Genomic DNA, 22,747 nt, shown 5'->3' with positions numbered 1-22,747 from the left:
TGGTGTGCCTGCGTGATGGACAGGGGCCGGGCCGGTGTCGTGTGCACCCACGGAGGAATCGGCCGTGTGTCGGTGCAGGTGGGCTCGCGAGGCGCGCGCTCCGTTGGCGGGTCCTCGATGTGGTCTGCTGGAGAGACGAGGCAGAACGCGAACGTGGCGGCGCCGGCGACCACGGTGAACACGACGATGATGTCCCACATATGGGCACCCGCCTATGCTCCGCTGTCCTGCGGCGGTCCAGGGGCAGGTTCAGTCTCCGCCCCCGTGTCCGCGAGATACCGCAGGGCTGTCGCTTTGCGCGGGCAGGCGGGTTCACAACCCTCGTGGATCGCGATGATCCCGCGTGCCCATTTATCGGTGATTCCGGGCACGGACCCGTTGTCGCAGCCCTCGTCGACGGGCGGCTTCTTGCGTGGCCTCAACTCATGAACGCTCATCGGTGCCCCCTCGTCGCGCAGGTGAGTCCCGCTGCGGTGAGCACGCTCATCGCGGAGGCTTTCGCGCCGCATCGGTTGCTCGGGCAGTCGGCGTGTTCGATGGCTATCGCTCTGGCGACTTCGAGGCTGTAGGGGTGGAACGGCGTGTAATGCGACGTCCGAATCCGGTGCGTCGGCTCGGTGATCGGGACGCGATGTCGGCGGGATCGGAAATCGATGAAGAACGGGACGAGGACGAGCAGCGACGACAGCGGCGCTACCGCCAGGACTATCCAAGCATCATTGGCATACATCTTTGAATCCCCCTACTGATCAATTGAACTGGAGACGTTTCCGGAAAGAAGTGCCCGGTGTGCATCAGCAGTCGCGTGCTTCTCTCTCCGTGGTGTGGGTGACGCCCGACGCCGGGGGCTCGAGTAGCGAAAGGACAGCCGGCCCGGCGTCGGGGCCTGCACTGAGCAAATCTCTCGAGCGGCTCCAAGAGAACGACATTGCGGTCTACCCTGGTCCAATTCGCGGTCTACTCCGGTCTACTCGTGGTGTACGAGTGCCTGGGAGGAGGTCAGAGTTGGGTATGCAGGTCACATGGACCGGGGCGCAGGCGACAGCGTTGCGAGAGGCGTTGGGGCTCACGCAGGAACGTTTCGCGCAGCGATCCGGCATTGCACTGTCGACGGTGAAGAAGTGGGCCAAGCTGCGCGCGGCCATCACTCTTTCGGACAAGACCGTGGAGATCGTGACCACGATGCTCGAACGCGCGACCCCCGAGCAACGTGCACGATTCGCGGCGGCGACTTCGATTGCGCTGCTATCGACCGGCACCGCCGACTCCAGCGTGCAGTGGAACCCAACGGTATGGACCGCTGCCGCGACTGCGGTAGCGGACGACCTCACCCGAGAGGATCTGATGATCGACCGCCGTCAGCTCAGCCGGACCCTATTCGGGGTAGTGGTAGGCACGCCGCTGCTCGAACCATTGGAGCGGTGGCTGGCCGAGCCCACGCGCACCGTTGTCCCAGGCACAGCGCGGCCCGGGGTCGGGTTGCCCGAAGTAGCCGCGTTGGAAAACACTGCGCGAGTGTTCCGCGCGTGGGACGACCAGCATGGTGGCGGACTCCGCCGTAAGGCTGTGATCGGTCAACTCGCCGAAGTCAATGACCTCCTGACCGAATCGCACCCGCCGCAGATCCGTCGACGCTTGTCGAGCACCATGGCCCAGCTGGCAGAGACTGCTGCGACGATGTCATGGGACTGCGGGGAACAGCACATGGCGCAGCGTTACTACGCGCTGGCGGTGCGTGCCGCCCGCGATGCCGATGACCGCCCGTTCTGCGCCGTGGTCCTCGCAGGTATGGCGCGTCAACTGCTGTCACTGCAGCAACCAGCCGACGCGCTCGAGCTGGTGCGGATCGCCCAGGACTATGCGGCGGGTCGTATGACCTCGGCCACTGAGGCGATGCTGTACCTGCGGGAGGCATGGGCGTACGCGAAACTCGGGCGGCCGTCGGCGTTCCGCCGGACCACTGAGAAGGCCCGCGCGGTGTTCGACGATGCGGACCGTACCGGCGACCCTTACTGGATCCATTACTTCGACGCCGCTGAGTTGACCGGCACGATCGGGGGCAGGCTGCTCGACATCGCACGCACCGACCCGAGTTTTGCGGGTGAAGCCGCCGAGCATATCGATCTTGCCATCGCGGTCCGCCCTCCAGGCCGTCGGCGGTCGGCTGCGCTTGATCACTTGAACATGGTGGAGGCGCGGTTCATCCAGCGAGAGCCCGAAGAGGCTTGCCGGATCGCGCATGACGCGCTGGCAGTGGCCGAGCAGACCACCTCTGATCGTGTCGCGAAGAAGATAGCCACCGTGTACAACCGCACGGGGGCCTACGCGATGGTCCCGGCGGTGGCCGAGCTGCGGGAGCGGATGCGGCCACTGGTCACCACGAGTGTGTAGGAGTAGCGCGGCATGGTGCGGATCGGTGTCACCGGGCATGTGAACATCACCGAGGCGACAGCAGCATCGGTGTACGAGGTGCTGCGTGGCCTGCTCGGCCGCTACCCGAGCGGGGTGGTCGGGGTGTCGTGCATCGCGCGTGGCGCCGACAGTGTTTTCGCGCGTGCGGTTCTCGACGTGGGTGGACAGTTGGAGGTGGTGTTGCCTTCGCGGAACTACCGGACCGCGAAGGTGAAGCCTGATCACCTCGAGGTGTTCGACGAGCTCGTGCGGAGTGCGTCGGTGGTGCGGGTGATGGACTTCGACGCCGCCGGGCGGGAGGCGTACGAGGCGGCGAACGAGGCTGTATTGGGCAGCGTGGACCAGTTGGTGGCGGTGTGGGACGGCGACACCGGGCAGACCGGCGGCACAGCGTCGGTGGTCGAGTCGGCGCGCGAGCGTGGAATCCCGGTCACGGTGGTCTGGCCCGACGGCGCGGCGCGCGAGTAGCCCTCGTCTATCAGCGGCAACTGACAGAAGGGAAGAGCATGGGAACCGACGAGCAGTTGGGCTTGGACTTCGAAGTGCAACGGACCGCCTGGGGTGACTGGGTCGATCCCGAACGCCGGACAGCCCAGGCGCGGAAGTTCATGGACCGTGCGGGGGTCACCCGCATCCCGAACAAACCCTGGGCCGCCGGTTCGCCGGAGGTGAAGAAACTCGATGCCCTTGTCGCCGAGCTGTTTCCGGATATGGAAACAGCCATGAAGCCCGAGAGTGCGGACGCTGCGGATGAGTTCATCTGTTTCGTCGGCGAATGCTACATCAAGTTCGCGCGGGCTGAGTGGTTCGATTTCGAATGGCACGGCCGGGAACACTCCCTCTACGACAGCGTTAATCCCGCGCTTCGATGGCTCGGCGACGAAACCGAGGAAGAGGTCACGGCATGGGAGCTCATGGAGAGCGTTGCTGACCATGCAGAATTCGGGGAAGCCTTCTCTGTATTTGCCGACGAGATGCGTGAGGAGTACGCCAGACTCGCGAATTCGGGCATCTAACGGCTGACGGTTCGATGCTTCACAACTGAGAAAACCTGCATGGTGGGGGTGGGTTGGTCATGTCTCGTGACGGATACGACAGAGATCGCGAATCGTTCGACAACAATGCGCGTGGCCGAATCTGGGAGAACGGCACCGATCGATACTTCCGCGATCGCCAACGCGGCTATTCGAGACCGTTACGGGAACACGAATTACTTGCCGATGGCGGCAAGTATCGCCGCTATGACAAGCAGCGGGGCCGCATCGAGAATGGTCCTGTCCGAGCCATCGAAGACAAGTCAGGCGAGATCGGTGGACGTAAGGATGTACGTCAACTGCGCCAGGACTACGAGTTGATCCGGGACGGCAAGGTCGAACATCTACTCCTGCGTTCGGTTGCCGGTGAAAGAATCTCACCGGCGGCGCAGCAGTGGATAGAAAAATTGCAGCGGGATTTTCCGGACAAGTTCACCCACCAGATCGTTTCGCGGGCGGATGCTCGTGAGGTCTGGGCACTGGGGCGGCAACTGGAACGGGGGCAGCAGCTCGAGTTGCCGGGTGTCGGCCAGGCGGCGCGGGAGCAAGTTCGGGAACGCAAGGATCCTGGGCGGCGGAGAGCGTTCACGAAGGTGCTCGAGACGGGCAAGTCGTTGGCAGAACAACGTGAGCGCCATCGTGAGCAAGTGCGAGAGCAGTTGCGTGAGATCGCCGAGCGCGCCGAGGTCGGCAAGTCCCTCGACGCCGGAACCTTGCAGAAGCAGCATGAGCGGTTGAGCACGAGGCTGGAGAACATCAGGGAGGCCGAGCGCAGGAACGCCCGTGGCCTCCTGCGATCGCTTGGTCTGCGGCTGAGCGACAAGCAGATGCGCGCGATGGAGCAGTTGCAGGAGGAAGAACGGGAGCGCCGCCGCGAGGATGTGGTTCGCGGTCTCGGGGAGATCGGACGTGAGGTCGAGCGGGGGCAGTGGCGGGAGATCGCCGAACAACACAACGCGCGGGTGCAGCAACTGAGCGTCGAGCATGTGCGGTCGGTGGAGCAGCGTTACCAGGGCAGGGGAGGGCTGGAGCGGGAGATCGCGGTCGAGCAGGCTCGTCGGCAGGCCGAGCGGCTGTTGATCACGCCGGAGCAGGTCGCGGGCTTGGACTTGGAACGGTTTCGTGCCGTCCACGACGGTCACGAAGCCGGATATGGCTCTTCGGGCAAGGTTCACAGCTACCAGCGGTCGGGTTGTCCGGCCGTCGAGGTCGAACACGATGCGCCGGAGCGGCGCCTGGCGCGGATGGTGCGCGATGTCGACCGAGGCTTGTCGGTCGATCAGGTCTTGATGCGCGAGGTAGTGGAGGTCAGCACTGTCGAACCGGCGACGGAGGCGGCGCGACAGGCTTCGCTCCATCGTCCGCCGGTGAGTCGGGGACGGCATCGGGAGGCCGAGCGCGACCGGGAACGAGGTATCGACCGCGGCCCGGATCGCGGCTGGTAGGGAGTCCGGGACGCTGCGTATCGACCGTCCTGGCGCCCGCTGACGGAGGTCTCGTCATCTGCCGGGTGCACCCAGTACGCTGCTGTTCTGCATGAAGGGACCCCGATGAAGTTGCGTCGTGTGCGGACCGAGGATGGTCTGCAGACCCAGTGTTTGCGTGATGGGCGGTGGTCTGCGCATCCAGAACCGCTGGGCGGGAAGGTGTTCAGTGATCAGTGGGAGCTCGGCGTCGCTGACGGGCACCTGCGGGAGTCGGAGCTGTTGCTGCCGTTCAACCCGGCATCTTTTCGCGATTTCATGTTGTTCGAACAGCACAATATCGATGCCAGCCGCGGTCTGGTGCGCCGCTTCCATCCGACGCAGTACAGGTTGGCCGCTGCGGTGGAGCGGCTGACTGGTCGGAGCTTTCCGCTGTTCAAGCCGAAGCCGTTGTTCTATCAGCAGCCGATCTACTACATGGGAAATCATCTGACATTCGTCCCGTCGGGTACCCCGATCTGCGCTCCGGACTACTCGTCGGCACTGGATTACGAACTCGAGATCGGATTCGTTCTCGCCGAGCCCCTGTACTGTGCGACGCCGCAGCAGGCTGCTGCCGCGATCGGTGCATTCGTCCTGCTCAACGACTTCAGCGCGCGTGACATCCAACGCGCCGAGATGGCCAGCGGATTCGGACCGCAGAAGTCCAAGCATTTCGCCAGTTCGATGTCGGCGACAGCCGTGACCGCGGACGAGATCTTGCCACGTATCGATAGCCTCACCGGGTCGGTCAGAATCAACGGAGACACCGTCGACACGGTATCGAGCGCCGGGATGCGATGGAGCCTCGGTGAAGTCCTCGCTCACGCTTCCCATGGCGAACATCTCTTTCCTGGAGAGTTGTTCGGAACCGGCACTCTGCCCGGCGGCAGCGGTATGGAAACCGGCAACTGGCTCGAGCCGGGAGATGTCCTCACCTTGACCCTCGATGATATCGGCGAGGTCGAACACCGCATCACCAGCTGATACGTATCCGCCGCCCTCTGCCGACACGTGTCACCGGTGGTAGGCATATGCACGCGTAAACGACCCGCGTAGCGTCGAATTCGGCCCTGCACCCGGCGCTCGCCGACTCGGCCCAAGGTGTCGAGTGCGCCGCGCCGCGAGCCGATTCGACCGAGTCGATCAGCAGCGCCCGTTCGCCGATGCGCTCCACGATTTCGAGCAGGTCGGGGAGGCAGATCGGAGGCACGGAATATCCGCACACTCCGTAGATGAGTCGTGTAGACCAGTCGGTGCGGGTATCCACGGGTGACCGGCTCACCGCATCGGCCCCGCACCGCGATAGACGTCGCGGGGCCGGCACACCCGAGATGTCCAGCAGTCCGCTACACGCAGATCGCCGGGAAACCCATCGGATCACCAGGGGCGACCGTGGAACCGGTCGTCAGGCACCTCAGCAGGAGCCGGGTGAGGTCGATCGCGTCGGAACCGGTGGAAGCCTGGGGCGTCACGACGGGATCCGCCGTCACCGGTGCGGCTGAGGCCATTGCGGGCGAGAGGCCCACCGACAACGTAACGCCGACCGCCACAATAATTTTCGATGCCATTCGGGGCATTGCGCCGCCTTTCGAACGTTGAGTAGCGACGAGCTGACAGTAGCCAGGGCCCGCAAGTTTGAAACGCCCTGATTTCTGTTGGCAAGGCTTCCCTGGAAGGACTCCCCACCCTCCATCCCACCGCTGTGCCGCGTCGGGGGAACTTCGTTACTTCGTACTCCCTGCGTACCGTGCCGGGCTCGGCGACAGCAGACGCGGATAGGAAACCAGCCTGAGCTGGGTTTACGTGTGTGCCCTCGGCAGGATTCGAACCTGCGACACCCGCTTTAGGAGAGCGGTGCTCTATCCCCTGAGCTACGAAGGCCGATATGGACGTCGGAGAGTCTACCGGGTCCGGTGGCCGGGAGCCGAATTGTTCCCGGGACGAGCCCGGCGGTCATCGGAACCGCCGGGCTCGGATCAGCTCAGTCGAGGGTGACGACGTCCAGCTCGCCGTCCGCGTACCGAGTGCGCAGCCGCTTCTTGTCGAACTTGCCGACGCTGGTCTTGGGGACCTCGTCGATGAAGGTCCAGCGCTCGGGCAGCTGCCACTTGGCGAACTTGTCGGCGAGGAAGTCGCGCAGTTCGGCGGCGGTGGCGGTGGCGCCGTCGGCCAGGACGATGGCGACCAGCGGGCGTTCGTCCCACTTCTCGTCGGGGACGCCGATGACGGAGGCCTCGGCGACGGCGGGGTGGCCCATGACGGCGTTCTCCAGGTCGACCGAGGAGATCCACTCGCCGCCGGACTTGATGACGTCCTTGGAGCGGTCGACGAGGGTGAGGTAGCCGTTGGGGGTGATCTTGCCGACGTCGCCGGTGCGCAGCCAGCCGTCGTCGAACTTGTCCGGATCGACCTCAGCGCCGTCGGGGGAGTAGTAGGAGCCGGTGATCCAGGGGCCGCGCACTTCGAGCTCGCCCAGGGACTTCCCGTCGTTGGGGACGACCTTGCCGTCGTCGCCGACCAGGCGGGCCTGGACGGCGGCGGGGAAGCGACCCTGGGTGAAGCGGTATTCCCATTCCTCTTCGCCGGTGACGCCGGCAGGCGGGTTGGCGACCGAGCCGAGCGGGGAGGTCTCGGTCATGCCCCAGGCGTGCAGGACGCGCACGCCGTGCTTCTCCTGGAAGGCGCGCATCATCGACGGCGGGACGGCGGAGCCGCCGACCACGGCGGTGCGCAGGTGGGAGATGTCCTGGGGGTGGGCGGCCAGGCCGGCGAGCACGCCGCCCCAGATGGTGGGCACGGCGGCGGCGAAGGTGGGCTTCTGGTCGGCCATCATCTCGAGTAGCGGGCCGGGCTGCAGGAAACGGTCGGGCATGAGCATGTTCGCGCCGGACATGAGCGCGGCGTAGGGCATGCCCCAGGCGTTGGCGTGGAAGAGCGGAACGATGGACAGCACGATGTCGGTGCCGCTGAGGCCCATGCTCATCGGGGTGAGCACCTGCACGGCGTGCAGCCAGTTGGAGCGGTGCGAGTAGACGACGCCCTTCGGGTCGCCGGTGGTGCCGGAGGTGTAGCACATGGCGGCGGCTTCGCGTTCGTCGATCACCGGGAAGTCGAACTCGTCGGACTGGGTGCCGAGCAGCTCGGTGTAGGAGTGCACCTGGACGCCTTCGGGGGCGGTGAGCTCCGCGGCGTCGCCGTTGGCGACGATGACGTGGCGCACCGTCTTCAGCTGGGGTAGCAGCGGGGCGAACAGCGGTAGCAGCGAGCCGTCGACGATGACGACCTGATCCTCGGCGTGATTGGCGACGTAGACCAACTGCTCGGGGAACAGGCGGATGTTGAGCGCGTGCAGGACCGCGCCCATCGCGGGGACGCCGATGTAGGCGACCATGTGTTCGTTGTTGTTCCACATGAACGTGGCGACGCGATCGCCGCGACCGACGCCCAGGCCGGTGAGCGCGTTCGCCAGCTGGGCCGCCTGGGCGCCGAGTTCACGGTAGGTGATGGTGCGCACGCCGGTGCCGGTCCAGGTCGACACGGTGCTGTCGCCCTGGAACGTCGAGGCGTATCGGAGCAATGTCGCCAGCGACAGCGGCTCGTCCTGCATGGTGCTCAACATTTCGCGGGAACTCCTAACTCATCGGTGGCGGGCTGCTCGCTTCGGGAGCAATGAGCCACGTCACACCGGGATGTTACGCGGGACAAGGGTGCGCGAGGCGATAGTGGCGGCGCCACCCCCGAACGGGGGTGGCCCGCCGCGGAGCCGGGACGGTAGAAAAGGCGCATGCCAGTGGATCGGATGCTGCCCACCCAGGAGGCCGGGGACCTGCTCGACCTCACCCGCGACATCGCCGACAAGGTGCTCGAGCCGCGGGTCGTCGAGTGCGAGAAGACCGAGACCTACCCGGACGAGGTCTTCCCCGCGCTCGGCGCCGCCGGGCTGCTGAGCCTGCCGTATCCGGAAGAGTTCGGCGGCGGCGGTCAGCCCTACGAGGTGTACCTCCAGGTGCTCGAGGAGCTGGCCGCGCGGTGGGCGGCGGTGGCGGTGGCGGTGAGTGTGCACAGTCTGTCGTGCCACCCGCTGTTCGCTTTCGGCACCGCCGAGCAGAAGGACCGCTGGCTGGCCGAGATGCTCTCCGGTGAGACCGTCGGCGCCTACAGCCTTTCCGAACCGCATGCCGGCTCCGACGCCGCCGCACTGCGCTGCCGGGCGACCAAGGTCGGCGGCGGCTACCGGATCAACGGTTCCAAGGCGTGGATCACCCACGGTGGCCGGGCCGATTTCTACACCCTGTTCGCGCGCACGGGTGAGGGATCGCGCGGTGTGTCCTGTTTCCTCGTTCCCAAGGACACGCCGGGGCTCTCGTTCGGCAGGCCGGAGGAGAAGATGGGCCTGCGTGCCATCCCGACCACCACGGCCGCCTACGACGACGTGTTCCTGCCCGACGAGCGGCTGATCGGCGACGAGGGGCAGGGCCTGACCATCGCGTTCAGCGCGCTGGACTCCGGCCGCCTGGGCATCGCCGCGGTCGCCACCGGGCTGGCGCAGCGCGCCCTCGACGACGCCGTCGCCTACGCCAAGGAGCGTGCGGCGTTCGGCAAGAACATCATCGACCATCAGGGGCTGGGCTTCGTGCTCGCGGACATGGCCGCCGCGGTGGACTCCGCGCGCGCCACCTACCTCGACGCCGCCCGCCGCCGCGACGCCGGACTGCCGTACTCGCGCCAGGCCAGCGTGGCGAAACTGATCGCCACCGACGCGGCCATGAAGGTCACCACCGACGCGGTGCAGGTGCTCGGCGGCTACGGCTACACCCAGGATTTCCCGGTGGAGCGGTATATGCGCGAGGCGAAGGTCATGCAGATCTTCGAGGGCACCAATCAGATCCAGCGCCTGGTCATCGCGAGGCAACTCGCGAGTAAGTGACGGCGGGGGCCCTCAGACCCCTGTCCCGAGGCCGGTTCTGCGCTTAGGCTCGGGTCATGAGAACGCCGTCCGTCCTGATCATCGGAGCCGGTTTCGCCGGTTTGGGCCTCGCGCTGGAATTGCGGCGCACCGGGTTCGACGATTTCGTCATTCTGGAACGCGCCGCCGATCTGGGCGGCGTGTGGCGGGAGAACACCTATCCCGGCGCGGCCTGTGACGTGCCGTCGCCGCTGTATTCGTACTCGTTCGAGCCGAGGTCGGACTGGCCGCGCCGGTTCTCCGAGCAGCGCGACATCCACGAATACATGCACACGGTCGCGCGTAAGTACGATCTGGAGCGGTTCATCCGGTTCGGCACCGAGGTCACCGACGCCGAATTCGACGAGGCCACCGGCGGCTGGACGGTCACCACCGCCGACGGGCAGCGGCTGGGCGCGACGATCCTGGTGTCCGCGGTGGGGCAGCTCTCGCGGCCCGCCCTGCCGAACATTCCCGGCATCGACACCTTCGCGGGCGCGTCGTTCCATTCCGCCGAGTGGGACCATGACATCGACCTGACCGGCAAACGGGTGGCCTGCATCGGCACCGGCGCGAGCGCGGTGCAGTACATTCCGCGCATCCAGCCGCAGGTGCTCGAGCTGACGCTGTTCCAGCGCTCGGCGGCGTGGGTGCTGCCCAAGCCGGATGTGGAGTACCAGCCTGTGCATCACAAGCTGTTCGAGTACGTGCCACCGGTGCGGCTGGCCGAACGCTTCCTGATCTGGGCGACCTTCGAATTCCTCGCGCTCGGTCTCACCGACCTGCCGTGGATCAAGCGGCCGGTGGTGGCGCTGGCCGACCGGCACCGGCGGACGCAGGTATCCGATCCGGTGCTGCGGGCGAAGTTGACGCCGGACTACGAGCCGGGATGCAAGCGCGGGCTGTTCTCCAACGACTATTTCCCCGCACTGGGGCAATCGAATGTCACGGTGGAGACCACGAAGATCGCCGAGATCACCCCGGCCGGGGTGCGCACGGTCGACGGCGTGGAACATCCGGTGGACGTGATCGTCTACGGCACCGGGTTCAAAGGCACCGAATTCCTGGCGCCGATGAACATCTACGGGCTGGGCGGGGTGAAGCTGGCCGATGTGTGGGGTTCGGCGGGTGCGCGCGCCTACCTGGGCATGTCGGTGCCGCGCTTTCCGAATCTGTTCATGATGTACGGGCCGAACACGAATGTCGGCGCGGGCTCGATCATCTACATGCTGGAGTCGCAGGCGCGCTATATCCGGCAGGTCGTCTCCTATGTGACGGCACGGCCCGGCCGTCATCTGGCGGCGCGCGCCGATGTCGAACAGAACTGGGACGATTGGCTGCAACGGCGATTGAAGACGACGCCGTGGAATTTCTGCTCGAGTTGGTATCGCAATGCCGCCGGGCGGATCACCAACAATTGGCCGGGTGTCACCTCGCTGTTCCGTGCGAAGACACGGCGATTCGATCCCGGCGAGTACGAAGTGGGGCAGGCGCTGGTCTGACCGGCTCGGACACGTTACCCGCCCGGCAGACGAGGCGCCGAGACCGGTGCTCGGCCGCGCTAGCGGGCTGGTGAGGACGCAGCGGTGTCGGTGCGTGCGGGCAGTCTGGTGATCAGGAAGCCGAAGCCGGTGGCCAGGATGTACATGAGCACCGAGTAGACGGCGCTGGGGATCGCGACCTCGGTGCTGTCCAGCACGCTGAGCGCGATGGTGAGAGCCACGGTCGTGTTGTGGATCCCGATCTCCATCGAACACGCGATCGCCTGGCGCTGCTCGAGTCGCAGCAGCCGCGCACCGGCGTAGCCGAGGGTGAGGCTGGCCAGGCAGAACAAGGCGGTCACCACACCGACCTGCCTCGCATAGTCGGCGAAGTTGTCGCGTTCGCTCACGAGCGCGCCGAACGAGACGAACACCAGCACCGCGATGGAGAAGACACGAACCGGACGATCGGCACGCTGAGCGAATTCCGCCCAGCGTCGGCGTACCAGCATGCCGATCACGACCGGGATCAGCACGATCGCGATGACCTGGATGACCTTGGCGAACTGCAATCCGAGTTCGCCATCGGCATCGAAGTGGGCGATGGCGAGGTTGGTGATGATCGGGATGGTGAAGGCCGCCAGGATCGAATTGATCGCGGTCAGGCTGATGTTGAGTGCGACATCGCCCCCGAAGAGGTGGCTGAACAGATTGGCGGTGGTTCCGCCGGGTGAGGCGGCCAGCAACATCATTCCCACCGCCAGCAGCGGGTCGAGGTCGAACAGGGTGATCAGTCCGAAGGCGATCAGCGGCAGGACCAGGATCTGTAGGACGAGCGCGATCACGACCGCGGTCGGGGTTCGTGCCACTCGTCTGAAATCGGCGACGGTCAAAGTCAACCCGAGTCCGAACATGATGATCGCGAGAGCGATCGGTAAACCGATGGTGATCAGTGCTGAATCGTTCATCTACTTCTTTCGATCTACCATCTCGGCACGCGTGCTCGTTGTGGGTTCCTGGGCCGGGCCGATTCCGGCTGTCGCCGCAGCCCTCCCGCCGCGGCGGTTCGATCGGCCCGCGCGATGGCGTGGGTCATCGGGGTGTCTGACGGGAGCTGATGGCGGCCGAGATCATCTCGGCGACTCCGCGCTTTCCTCGCACGGTCGGATCGAGCGCGCGCTCCGCGGGTACGCGACGGCTGTGAATGGTATGGCGCAGGCTACATCAGGTAACCGACGAGGAGAAGACCTCACCCGAGGCAGCACCGCCCCTCACCGGCACAGGGATTCCTGCCGGTGAGGGGCGGTGCTTTCGCGCCGTCAGCAGTTGCGCAGTTCCGGGCTCTGGTTGAGCAACTGGGCGCGGGTGCTGATGAACGTCGAGTAGGTCTCGCCGCCGACCGAGGCGAGCGGGAAGGCCGCGACGCGGTGGCAGTTCTGGAAGGCCAGCTTCACGCCGAAGTGGCGCTCCAGGCCGCCGCGGATCGCGTCGGAGGCCAGCGCGCGCAGCAGTTCGCCGCGGGCCTTGTCGTCCGGCGGGGCGATCGTGTTGTCGGCGTATTCGTCGGCGCCCGAATGTAATTCGCCGACGACCCGGCTGACCACCTCCCAGGCGTAGGGCAGCGAGTTCTTCACACAGTCGACGAACTCGGCATCGTCGACGTCGCCGCGTTCGGCGCGTTCGAGTAGGGCGGCGGGAACATCGAGGGACATGGCGCTCTCCTCCAGGGTCGGGGGCGGTGCGCGTTCGATTCTAAACGACAATTGTTGTCAACAAGACTGGATTCGGCGTCAAAGACGTTCCTCCGCGCCAACTTTCGATATCGCGGCGGATGTGCTTGCATTTGTTCCCCGTGGCGCGGCCGATGCTCGCCGCGCGTCGCGACCGGCTCCTGCGGGCTTCTTCGCGGCGTTGTGCGCAGGTCGCGGTGTTGTGCGCAGGTTGCAGCGTTGTGCGCAGGTCGCAGCGTGTCCCGGTGTCCCGGAGGCGGGGCGGGCAATCGTGATCGACCCGTGTCGGCAACCGCCGTGACATATGCCTCAATCGGGGGTCCACCTGGAAGGTTGCGAAATGGTCACGACCGGGTAGAGTTCCCATCACAACGGATGCCGAAACGTTACACATCGTGACTTCCGGCCGATCTCCGACGACATGGTCGTCCGGGGTGAGCACCGCGTGATGTGACGGCGTTCGTTGGCAACTGTAGGACGGACGCGAGGACGCACGTATGTCGCAGCACCGGGTAGGCCCCAGCTCCATCACTGTCGAGAGCCTTCTCGGCTCCAGTGCCGAGGGGCGCGGTGCCATCGCGGTCGCGACCCGTCCCACCCGGCACCGGGCCGCGCCCGCCCAGAGCGAGCGCATCCGTGCCGCCGCGGGCGCCGCTGTCGCCGGCGCCGCCTTGGTCGGCGTGGCCGCGCAGGTCGCCCCCGCGCTTGCCGCCGCCTCGCCGCTGGCTCCCGAGCGTCATACCGACGTCGCCGAAGAAGCCATCACCTTCCAGGGCACCGGGGAGATCCCGCTGGTCGAAGCCGCGCAGGCCGTCGCCGCCCCCGCCGAGGCCGCCGAGCCGCCGGTCACCCAGGTCGCCGCGCCCGTCGCGCAGTCGATCTCCCAGCCCTTCGGCCTCCCGGATCTGCCCGCCGAGATCGCCGGTCCGCTGGCTCAGGTCGAGGACATCCTCAAGGGCGTCCAGCAGCATCTCGCGCCGCCCGTGGCCGTGCGTCCGGTCGCCGGGGTCATCAGCTCCGGTTACGGCGCCCGCTGGGGCACCATGCACTACGGCATCGACTTCGCCGACGCGCTCGGCGCGCCGATCAAGTCGGTCAGCAACGGCACCGTGATCGAGGCCGGTCCCGCCTCCGGCTTCGGCCTGTGGGTCCGGGTGCTCCAGGACGACGGCACCACCGCGGTCTACGGGCACGTGAACGACATGTACGTGCAGGCCGGTCAGCGGGTCAACGCGGGCGATGTCATTGCGACCGTGGGTAATCGGGGTCAGTCCACCGGCCCGCACCTGCACCTGGAGATCTGGGATCAGGGTGGCAACAAGATCGATCCGCAGCCCTATCTGGCCGCCAAGGGTGTGCCGATGCAGTGGGGTCCCTCGCACGCCCACTGAGACCGCGCGAACCGTCCCGTCGACCCCCTCACGCCTTCCCCGGCCGTGAGGGGGTCGCGGCTTTTCCTCCTGTGCACCGCTGTTCCCGGTGGTACGCACTGCGGCGACCAGCCGGATTCGGCGGGTTCGCCCGGGGCCGGTACGGTATCGAGCAGGGGTGGGTCACGGCAACTGTGTTGCCGATCCGGGCGGTAGCACGCTCCGGCCGCGGCGCGTCCGAAGGGAGGAACGGGCGCCGAGGTCGACATGGTGCTCCGATGCCCGGGGCGGATCGTCCGCTCGGCCCTCCGCCACGGGTGGTACCCCTCGGCCGCGTTCTGTATGCCGTCCGTCGCTGTGAGCTACATCACTGCGCGGCAACGGGTCGGAGCGGGGCGACGATTAGAACACGATGCCGACATTGTCGGGGGCAATGGCGCTTCGGTCGGATTGGCCCGGATTGCGCCGGCGCAGGAGAGCGGCCCACAGGGGCCATGACTGACGCGAGAGGTTGTGCAGCCGGATGGAAAGCGCTCGTCGGACTGCGGGTACACGTACTGCGGGCGGGCGACGCCGGCGTTCCGGTGCGACTCTACTTCCGCAGGTGCTGACGGCCGCGGTGGAATCCGCGCCGGACACGGTGGCACTGCGATTCAACCCGACCGGCGAACCGGCCGACCAGCGCGAGCTGACCTACCGCGAACTCGACGAGAGCTCCTCGCGGCTGGCGCGTGAACTGATCGCCCGCGGCCTCGGCCCCGGCGACCACATCGCCATGGGCATCGCGCGCTCGATCGAATCGGTGACCGCCCTGTGGGCGGTCGCCAAGACCGGCGCCACCTATGTCCCGGTGGACCCGGCCTACCCGGCCGATCGCATCGCCCACATCCTCACCGACTCCGGGATCCGCACCGGTCTGACGACCTCGGGGCATCGGGACGCGCTGGGCGCCGAGGCCGCCGGCGCGGGGGTGGAGTGGATCGAACTGGATGATCCCGACCAGCTCGCCCGTATCGCCGCGCATCCCACGCACCCGATCTCCTACGCCGACCGGGTCCGGCCGCTGACCGCCGCCCATCCGGCCTGGATCATCTACACCTCCGGCTCCACCGGAAAGCCCAAGGGCGTGGTGGTCTCCCATCACGGCTTGGGACCGGTCGTCGCCGCGGGCGCTCGGATCGGCGTCGGCCTCGGTTCGACGATCACCCATCTGAGTTCGCCGAGCTTCGACTTCTCGCTGATGGAGATGCTCTTCGCGTTCCCACGGGGCGCGACGATGGTGATCGCGCCGCCGATGGTCTTCGGCGGCGCGGAGATGGCCGAACTGTTGCGTCGTGAGCGGGTCACCGACCTGATGATGACTCCGGGCGCCCTGGAATCGGTCGACCCGGCGGGTCTGGACGGCATCCGTACCGTGGTCGTCGGCGGCGAGAAGGTCAACGCGGAGCTGGTGCACCGCTGGCGTTCGCCCGGACGCACCATGCACAACGTCTACGGCCCCACCGAGACCACCGTGATCGTGACCGGCACCGAACTCCGCGCCGACGAGCCGGTCACCATCGGCACCGCGTTCCCCGGAGTCGGCGCCTATGTGCTCGATCCGATGCTGCGACCGGTGCCCGCGGGCGTGGTCGGCGAGCTGTATCTGGCGGGCCCCTCGGTGGCCTACGGGTACCGCAATCGGCAGGATCTGACCGCCGAGCGGTTCGTCGCCAACCCGTTCGTCGCCGAATCCGACGGCGCGAGCGCGCGGATGTATCGCACCGGCGACCTGGTGCGCCGCCGCGAGTCCGACGGCGCGTTCGAGTACATGGGCCGCTCGGACTTCCAGGTCAAGATCCGCGGTCTGCGCATCGAACTCGGCGAGATCGACAACGCGCTGCTCGCGCATCCGGACATCGACTACGCGGCCACCCTGGGCGTCACGCTGCCCTCCGGGGCCACCACGCTGGTCGCCTACGTGCTCAGCCGGGCGGGCGCCGGGCTCGATACCGCCGAAGTGGCGGAGTTCGTCGGAAAGTCCGTGCCCGCCTACATGGTTCCCTCGGCGATCGTGGTGCTCGACGAGCTGCCGCTCAACGCCGTCGGCAAGCTGGATCGCGCCGCGTTGCCCGCACCGGTGTTCGCGGGCAAGGCTTTCCGGGCGCCGTCGGACCGGTTCGAGCAGATCGTCGCCGATGTGTTCGCCGCGCTGCTGATCCCGGAGGCCGGTCCCGGCGAGCGGGTCGGCGCGGACGACGACTTCTTCGCTCTCGGCGGTAACTCGCTGATGGCCACCCAGGCGGTGGCCCGCATCGCCGCCGAACTCGACACCCGCGTGCCGTTGCCGCTGCTGTTCGAATGTCCCACCGTCGCCGATCTGGCGGCCCGGTTGCGTGATCAGGTCGGCGGGTCCACGCGCCCGCCGCTGCGCGCGATGACCCGCCCCGACCGGGTGCCGTTGTCCTATGCGCAGCAGCGGATGTGGTTCCTGAACCGTTTCGACACCGACAGTGGTGTGAACAACATCCCGGTGGCCGTTCGGCTGTCCGGTTCGCTGGACGTGGCGGCCCTGCGCGCGGCAGTCGGCGATCTCGTCGCCCGCCACGAGGTGCTGCGGACGGTGTATCCGGAGGTCGACGGCGAGGGCACGCAGGTGGTGCTGCCGATCGAGGATCCGCGCGCCGTGCCCGCCATGGACCTGGCGCCCGCGACCGAGGACGATCTGGTCGCCCAGGTCGTCGCGCTCGCGATGGACGGCTTCGACGTGACGCTCGCACCGCCGATCCGGTTGCGGCTGTTCGCGCTCGCTCCCGAGGACCATGTGCTGGTGTGCGTGGTGCACCACATCGCCGCCGACGGTTTCTCCATGGGCCCGCTGACCCGCGACCTCATGTCCGCGTACTCGGTGCGCGCCACCGGCGCGGAGCCCGGGTGGGAGCCGCTGCCGGTGCAGTACGCCGATTTCACGCTGTGGCAGCGCGCGACCCTCGGCGCCGAATCCGACCCGGAGTCGACTCTCGCCCAGCAGGTTTCGTTCTGGCGCGAACAGCTGGCCGGACTGCCCGAGCAACTGGATCTGCCCGCCGACCGCCCGCGCCCCGCGGTGATGTCCAACCGTTCGGCCGGCTACTCCTTCGCCGTGGACGCCGAATTGCACGGTGCGCTGAGCGCGCTGGCCAAGCAACACAATTCGACGCTGTTCTTCGTCATGCACGCCGCGATGGCGGTGCTGCTGGCCCGGCTGTCGGGCACCACCGACATCGCGGTCGGCACCCCGGTGGCCGGGCGCGGCGACGAGGCGCTCGATGACGTGGTCGGCATGTTCGTCAACACCCTGGTGCTGCGCAGCGAGGTCGATCCGGGCGAGAGCTTCGCCGAACTGCTCGCCGAGGTCCGCCGCACCGACGTGGCCGCGTTCGCCCACGCCGACCTGCCCTTCGAGCGGCTGGTCGAACTGCTCGACCCGGCCCGCTCGATGGCCAGGCACCCGCTGTTCCAGGTCATGCTGACCTTCCAGAACATGTCGCACACCGAACTGCGACTACCCGGCCTCACCGCCTCGGCGCTGGAACTGGGCGCCCCGCCGGCCAAGTTCGACCTGGAACTGACCCTGGTGCCGCACGAGATCGACGGCGCGCCCGCGGGTATGGCCGCCACTTTCATCTACGCCACCGACCTGTTCGACGAGTCGACCATGGCCGCTTTCGCCGAGCGCCTGCGTCGCATCCTGACCGCCGTGGTCGCCGACCCGCAGCGCAGTGTCGGCAGCATCGAACTGCTGGAACGCTGGGAACAGCAGCGCATCCTGCGGGACTGGAACGACACCGCCCACGCGCTCGCCCCGGAACTGCTGCACGAGGCCTACCGCCGCGCGGTCGCCGAGCACGCCGACGCGGTGGCCCTCGCCTACGAGGGCGCCGAGCTGACCTATCGCGAGTTCGACGAGCGGGTCAACCGGTTGGCCCGGTTGCTGATCTCCCAGGGCGTCGGCCCGGAATCGCTGGTGGGCCTGGCGATCCGGCGATCGCTGGACCTGGTCGTGGGCATGTACGCGATCGTGACCGCCGGTGGCGCGTATGTGCCGCTGGATCCGGATCATCCGGCCGAGCGCATCGCCCACATCCTCGACACCGCCGACCCGGTGTGCGTGCTGTCCACCCTCGCCGACTCCGATGCCGTGCCCCCGGGCATCGATGTGCTGCGCGTGGACACCGTCGACCTGTCCGGTGTGTCCGGCGCGCCGGTCGAGGCCGCGGAACTGCTGCGTCCGCTGCGCCGCGAGAACCCCGCCTACGTGATCTTCACCTCCGGCTCCACGGGCAGGCCGAAGGGCGTGGCGATCTCGCACGGGGCGATCGACAATCAGACCGCCTGGATGCTCTCGGAGTATCCGATGGGTCCGGGGGATGTGTATCTGCAGAAGACGGCGACCACCTTCGACGTGTCGCTGTGGGGGTACTTCATGCCGTTGCGGACGGGCGCGAAGCTGGTCGTGGCCACTCACGACGGCCATCGCGATCCGGCCTACATCGCCGAAACCATTGCCGCGCAGCAGGTGACGGTCACCGACTTCGTGCCGTCGATGCTGACCGTCTTCGCCACCCACACCGCGCCGGGCTCGGTGCCTTCGTTGCGGGATGTGTTCGTGATCGGCGAGGCGCTGCCGCCGGAGACGGTCGCCGAGGTGCGGGCCATGTCCGGCGCGGCGGTGCACAATCTCTACGGTCCCACCGAGGCGGCGGTGTCGGTGACCTACTGGCCCGCGACCGAGGCCGACACCACCACCGTCCCGATCGGCCTGCCGCAGTGGAACATTCGCGTCTATGTCCTGGATTCGCGTTTGCGCGCGGTGCCCGCCGGCGTGGTCGGCGAGCTGTACCTGGCCGGTGACCAGCTGGCGCGCGGCTATGTCGCCCGCCCCGATCTGACCGCGGATCGGTTCGTAGCCAATCCCTTCGAGCCGGGCGCGCGCATGTACCGCACCGGCGACCTGGTGGTCTGGCGCGATCAGCCGCACCGGCTGGAATACCTGGGCCGCACCGATTTCCAGGTCAAGTTCCGCGGGCAGCGCATCGAACTCGGCGAGATCGAGACCGCGCTGCTGACGCATCCGTCGATCAGCCAGGCGGTGGCGTTGGTGGTGCCGACGGCCACCGGCGACCAGCTCGTGGGCTACGTGGTGCCGCGGCCGGGGGAGAGCGTCGACATCGACGATCTGCTCGACGCAGCCGCGAAGAGCCTGCCCGCGTACATGATTCCGGGCGCGGTGATGGTGCTCGACGCCTTCCCGCTCAACACCAGCGGCAAGCTGGACCGCAAGGCGTTGCCGGAACCGACCTTCCGCACCAGGCAGTTCCGCGCGCCGAGCACTCCGATCGAGGAGATCGTCGCGGGCGTCTACGCCGAACTGCTCGGCCTGGACCGGGTCGGCGCGGACGACGACTACTTCGCTCTCGGCGGCAACTCGCTGCTGGCCACCCGCGCGGTCGCCCGGCTGAACGAGGCGCTGGACACCGAAGTCTCCGTGCGTGATCTGTTCGAGGCGCCGACGGTCTCCGCGCTGGCCGCGCGCGTGGTTCCCGGTGCGGGCGGCGCCGCCCGTCCGCCGCTGGTCAAGGGGCCGCGCCCGGAGCACGTGCCGCTGTCGCTGGCCCAGCAGCGGATGTGGGTGCTCAACCAGCTCGATCCGGCCTCGGCCGCCTACAACCTGCCCTTCGCCATCCGGCTGTCCGGCGAACTCGACACCGAGGCGCTGCGCCTGGCCGTCGAGGACGTGCTGGTGCGTCACGAGGCGCTGCGCACCCGCTTCCCGGTGACCGCTCCCGGCGAACAGCCCTATCAGCAGGTGCTCCCGGTCGTGGAGGTCTTGCCGCACGGCCTCGAGGTGGAGACACCGGCCGATCCGGCGGCCCGCATCGGCGAACTGCTCTCGGCGGGCTTCGACGTCACCGAGGCCGCGCCGCTGCGTATCCGGCTGTTGTGCGGCGGACCGAACAGTCGTGAGCACGTGCTCGTCCTGGTGGTGCACCACATCTGCGCCGACGGCCTCTCGCTGTCCCCGCTGGCCCGCGACCTGGTCACCGCCTACCTCTCGCGCAGCGGCGGCGAGGCCCCCGGCTGGGCGCCGCTGCCGGTGCAGTACGCCGACTTCGCGCTGTGGCAGCGCGAAGTGGTGGGCACCGACGAGGATCCGGACTCGCCCGCCGCGCAGCAGCTCGCGTACTGGCGCGAACAGCTGGCCGGGCTGACCGGCGCGCTGGATCTCCCGCTGGATCACCCGCGCCCGCCGGTGCCGTCCGAACGCGGCGCGACCGTCGGTCTCGAGGTCGAACCGGACGTGCACGCCGGTCTGGTCCAGCTGGCCCACGCCCATCGCGCCTCGCTGTTCATGGTGGTGCATGCCGCGCTCGCGGTGCTGCTGGCGCGGATGTCGGGCAGCTCCGACATCGCCGTCGGCACCCCGATCGCCGGGCGTGGCGAGCGCGCGCTCGACGATCTGGTCGGCATGTTCGTCAACACACTGACCCTGCGGACCGAGGTCGACCGCGGCGAGGGCTTCCAGGCGCTGCTGGAGCGCGCCAGGGAAACCGACCTGGCCGCCTTCGCGAACGCCGACATTCCGTTCGAGCGGGTATCGGAGGTCGTCCAGCAGGCCAACCGCGATCAGAGCCCGCTGTTCCAGGTCGTGATCGCCTTCGAGGACTTCGCCCCGCCGAGCGCGCAACTGCCGGGCCTGGCCGTCTCGCTGCTGGACTCCGATCAGGTCAGCGCCAAGTTCGACCTGCAGCTGATCGTGCAGCCGAGGCTGAACGAGGACGGCACGCCCGGACCGCTCGGCGTCTTGTTCACCTACGCCACCGACCTTTTCGACGAGGCGACGATCGCGGCGCTCACGCGGCGGTTCGAGCGGATCCTGCGCGCCGTGCACGCCGACGCCGACGCGATCGTCGGCGACATCGACATCCTCGAGCCCGAGGAGCGCGGCCTGGTCGCCGGTGCGGCGTCCGCCGCGGGCGCCGACACCGGCGACGGAGACGACGACGAGTTCGTCACCACCGGCGGCACCGAACTGCCGCAGCTGCTGACCGCCGTCGTCGAGGACGATCCCGATGCCCCGGCGGTGGCCGGCGGCGACATCGAGATCAGCTACCGCGAACTCGACGCCGAATCCTCCCGCCTGGCCAGGGTGTTGATCGGGCGGGGCATCGGGCCCGACAGCACCGTCGCGCTGGCGGCCGGCCGCGGCACCGAGTTCGTGGTGGCGGTCTGGGCGGTGCTCAAGACCGGCGCCGCGCTGGCCCCGGTGACACCGGCGCACCCGGAGCCCGCCGATGGCACTCCGGCCGATCTCGGCCTGGTCGTGGGCAGTCACGCCGAGTTCTCCGGCGAGCAATGGCTGCGGCTGGACACCGAGGCGGCCCGCGCGCAGATCGCCACGGAATCGAATCGGCCCGTCACCTATGCCAACCGCGTGCGAGTGCTCCGTGGTGAGCATCCCGCACTCGTGCCCTCGTCCGGCGAGACGATCGACTACGACGGGCTCGCCGCCGCGAGCGACCGGCTGCAGGCCCGTACGAAGCTGACCTACGAATCCCGCACCTTCCGGTACGGCCCGGCGACCTCCGCCGCGGCGATCCTCGAGGTCGTCGCGGCGGGCGCGGCGGGCGCGACACTCGTGCTCGCCGCCCTGGGCGGGCCGGAGACCAGCCCGGCCGAGCGCGCCGAAGCGCTGGCCGAGGAGTGGGTCACCCACCTGCTGACCGACCGGGAGGGACCGGCCGTGATCGACCTCACGGTGCCTTCCGATCTGCGCGCGGTCATCCTCGACGGCAGTGACCGGACCGTCGACACCGGGAAGGCCGAGGGGGTGGAGGTCTTCGCCGTGACCGATTTCCTGAAGCCCGCGCGCCGCTGAGGCAGCCACGCACGGACAGATGACCAGCGACGACAGGTCCGGCTCGCCCGCTGTGCGCGAGCATGCCCGCCGTGCTGGGGTGAGCTATATCACTCGGACCGCCGCTCGGTGTAGCGCTCGGTTCATCTGCCGGAGTGATTCGAATGCGATGATGTGGCGCTCGCCGACGCCCGAGGCGTGTAGCGCGCCCTGATCACGAAACGACAACTACGACATGACAGGGTAGGTGGCGGCGCACGGCACTCGAGCGGTGGCAGGCCGAAGTGGCACCCGCCCGGTGACGGTAGCTCGGCAGGCGTCGAACGCTCGGCAGAAGTGGGTAGGAAGTCTCGAATGGTGGTTCGGTTGGGTTGGTGGCGGACGGCCCCGCGGCAGCGGGTCACGACACGGCAGCGGGTCGTGACACAGCGGC

The 22,747-nt window shown here is 67.9% G+C and carries 14 protein-coding genes and 1 tRNA gene; 9 read left to right on the top strand and 6 right to left on the bottom strand.

Features of this window, described 5'->3' with window-relative positions:
• The coding region (locus tag NS3_RS29795) for a hypothetical protein (RefSeq protein ID WP_218018255.1) at window positions 1–200 on the bottom strand (200 nt) is incomplete at its 3' end.
• Window positions 201–1,011: 811 nt separating this feature from the next.
• Here NS3_RS29795 and NS3_RS29790 point away from each other — a divergent pair.
• The 5 genes from NS3_RS29790 (at window position 1,012) to NS3_RS17900 (ending at window position 5,896) form a co-directional block, all read left to right on the top strand.
• The gene (locus NS3_RS29790; protein WP_373865319.1) at window positions 1,012–2,391 is read left to right on the top strand and encodes a helix-turn-helix domain-containing protein; all 1,380 of its coding nucleotides are present in this window, start codon (window positions 1,012–1,014) and stop codon (window positions 2,389–2,391) included.
• A 12-nt stretch (window positions 2,392–2,403) separates the two neighbouring features.
• Entirely contained in the window at window positions 2,404–2,880 is a 477-nt protein-coding gene (locus NS3_RS17915) for a hypothetical protein (protein WP_174550484.1), read from the top strand.
• A gap of 38 nt (window positions 2,881–2,918) precedes the next feature.
• Complete coding sequence (locus NS3_RS17910; protein WP_067861112.1) at window positions 2,919–3,428, top strand: hypothetical protein; 510 nt, start codon at window positions 2,919–2,921, stop codon at window positions 3,426–3,428.
• Between the two features lie 59 nt (window positions 3,429–3,487).
• Window positions 3,488–4,891, top strand: a complete 1,404-nt coding sequence (locus tag NS3_RS17905) for a hypothetical protein (RefSeq protein WP_157101404.1) — start codon at window positions 3,488–3,490, stop codon at window positions 4,889–4,891.
• 105 nt (window positions 4,892–4,996) lie between these two features.
• Window positions 4,997–5,896 carry a fumarylacetoacetate hydrolase family protein gene (locus NS3_RS17900; RefSeq protein ID WP_067861109.1) on the top strand — a complete coding sequence of 300 codons (900 nt, stop codon included), beginning with the start codon at window positions 4,997–4,999 and terminating at the stop codon, window positions 5,894–5,896.
• Between the two features lie 362 nt (window positions 5,897–6,258).
• Here the strand turns inward: NS3_RS17900 and NS3_RS30375 are convergent, their stop codons facing one another.
• The 3 genes from NS3_RS30375 to NS3_RS17890 form a co-directional block, all read right to left on the bottom strand.
• Entirely contained in the window at window positions 6,259–6,384 is a 126-nt protein-coding gene (locus NS3_RS30375; RefSeq protein WP_281205862.1) for a hypothetical protein, read from the bottom strand.
• Between the two features lie 336 nt (window positions 6,385–6,720).
• Window positions 6,721–6,793 (bottom strand) — tRNA-Arg (locus tag NS3_RS17895).
• 100 nt (window positions 6,794–6,893) lie between these two features.
• Window positions 6,894–8,531 (bottom strand): long-chain fatty acid--CoA ligase, encoded by a 1,638-nt coding sequence (locus NS3_RS17890; RefSeq protein ID WP_067861108.1) that lies wholly within the window; start codon window positions 8,529–8,531, stop codon window positions 6,894–6,896.
• 165 nt (window positions 8,532–8,696) lie between these two features.
• Here NS3_RS17890 and NS3_RS17885 point away from each other — a divergent pair, with 165 nt between their 5' ends.
• Window positions 8,697–9,839, top strand: a complete 1,143-nt coding sequence (locus NS3_RS17885; protein ID WP_067861106.1) for an acyl-CoA dehydrogenase family protein — start codon at window positions 8,697–8,699, stop codon at window positions 9,837–9,839.
• Window positions 9,840–9,895: 56 nt separating this feature from the next.
• Window positions 9,896–11,359 carry a flavin-containing monooxygenase gene (locus NS3_RS17880; RefSeq protein ID WP_067861104.1) on the top strand — a complete coding sequence of 488 codons (1,464 nt, stop codon included), beginning with the start codon at window positions 9,896–9,898 and terminating at the stop codon, window positions 11,357–11,359.
• Between the two features lie 59 nt (window positions 11,360–11,418).
• Here the strand turns inward: NS3_RS17880 and NS3_RS17875 are convergent, their stop codons facing one another.
• Window positions 11,419–12,306 carry a bile acid:sodium symporter family protein gene (locus tag NS3_RS17875; protein WP_067861102.1) on the bottom strand — a complete coding sequence of 296 codons (888 nt, stop codon included), beginning with the start codon at window positions 12,304–12,306 and terminating at the stop codon, window positions 11,419–11,421.
• Window positions 12,307–12,657: 351 nt separating this feature from the next.
• Window positions 12,658–13,050, bottom strand: coding sequence for an SCO5389 family protein (locus NS3_RS17870; RefSeq protein ID WP_067861100.1), 393 nt, complete (start codon window positions 13,048–13,050; stop codon window positions 12,658–12,660).
• Between the two features lie 515 nt (window positions 13,051–13,565).
• On the opposite strand from NS3_RS17870, the gene NS3_RS17865 reads away from it, so the two are divergent.
• Together NS3_RS17865 and NS3_RS17860 are read left to right on the top strand one after the other, a co-directional pair.
• Window positions 13,566–14,459, top strand: coding sequence for a M23 family metallopeptidase (locus NS3_RS17865; protein WP_067861098.1), 894 nt, complete (start codon window positions 13,566–13,568; stop codon window positions 14,457–14,459).
• Window positions 14,460–14,961: 502 nt separating this feature from the next.
• A complete protein-coding gene (locus tag NS3_RS17860) occupies window positions 14,962–22,335 on the top strand; it encodes a non-ribosomal peptide synthetase (RefSeq protein ID WP_084495707.1) in 7,374 nt (2,457 codons plus the stop codon).
• The last annotated feature ends 412 nt before the right edge of the window (window positions 22,336–22,747 follow it).

This window comes from Nocardia shimofusensis NBRC 100134 (assembly GCF_001613125.1).
In the GTDB taxonomy this organism is placed as follows: domain Bacteria; phylum Actinomycetota; class Actinomycetes; order Mycobacteriales; family Mycobacteriaceae; genus Nocardia; species Nocardia shimofusensis.
The sequence above is the reverse complement of the archived record's forward strand: the minus strand, read 5'-3'. Positions and strand labels throughout refer to the sequence as shown.

Bases quoted from the DNA above. Each gene is read 5' to 3' on its own strand.
- NS3_RS29790 (WP_373865319.1), top strand. From the start codon at position 1,012: ATGCAGGTCACATGGACCGGGGCGCAGGCGACAGCGTTGCGAGAGGCG.
- NS3_RS17915 (WP_174550484.1), top strand. From the start codon at position 2,404: ATGGTGCGGATCGGTGTCACCGGGCATGTGAACATCACCGAGGCGACA.
- NS3_RS17910 (WP_067861112.1), top strand. From the start codon at position 2,919: ATGGGAACCGACGAGCAGTTGGGCTTGGACTTCGAAGTGCAACGGACC.
- NS3_RS17905 (WP_157101404.1), top strand. From the start codon at position 3,488: ATGTCTCGTGACGGATACGACAGAGATCGCGAATCGTTCGACAACAAT.
- NS3_RS17900 (WP_067861109.1), top strand. From the start codon at position 4,997: ATGAAGTTGCGTCGTGTGCGGACCGAGGATGGTCTGCAGACCCAGTGT.
- NS3_RS17890 (WP_067861108.1), bottom strand. From the start codon at position 8,531: ATGTTGAGCACCATGCAGGACGAGCCGCTGTCGCTGGCGACATTGCTC.
- NS3_RS17885 (WP_067861106.1), top strand. From the start codon at position 8,697: ATGCCAGTGGATCGGATGCTGCCCACCCAGGAGGCCGGGGACCTGCTC.
- NS3_RS17880 (WP_067861104.1), top strand. From the start codon at position 9,896: ATGAGAACGCCGTCCGTCCTGATCATCGGAGCCGGTTTCGCCGGTTTG.
- NS3_RS17875 (WP_067861102.1), bottom strand. From the start codon at position 12,306: ATGAACGATTCAGCACTGATCACCATCGGTTTACCGATCGCTCTCGCG.
- NS3_RS17870 (WP_067861100.1), bottom strand. From the start codon at position 13,050: ATGTCCCTCGATGTTCCCGCCGCCCTACTCGAACGCGCCGAACGCGGC.
- NS3_RS17865 (WP_067861098.1), top strand. From the start codon at position 13,566: ATGTCGCAGCACCGGGTAGGCCCCAGCTCCATCACTGTCGAGAGCCTT.
- NS3_RS17860 (WP_084495707.1), top strand. From the start codon at position 14,962: ATGGAAAGCGCTCGTCGGACTGCGGGTACACGTACTGCGGGCGGGCGA.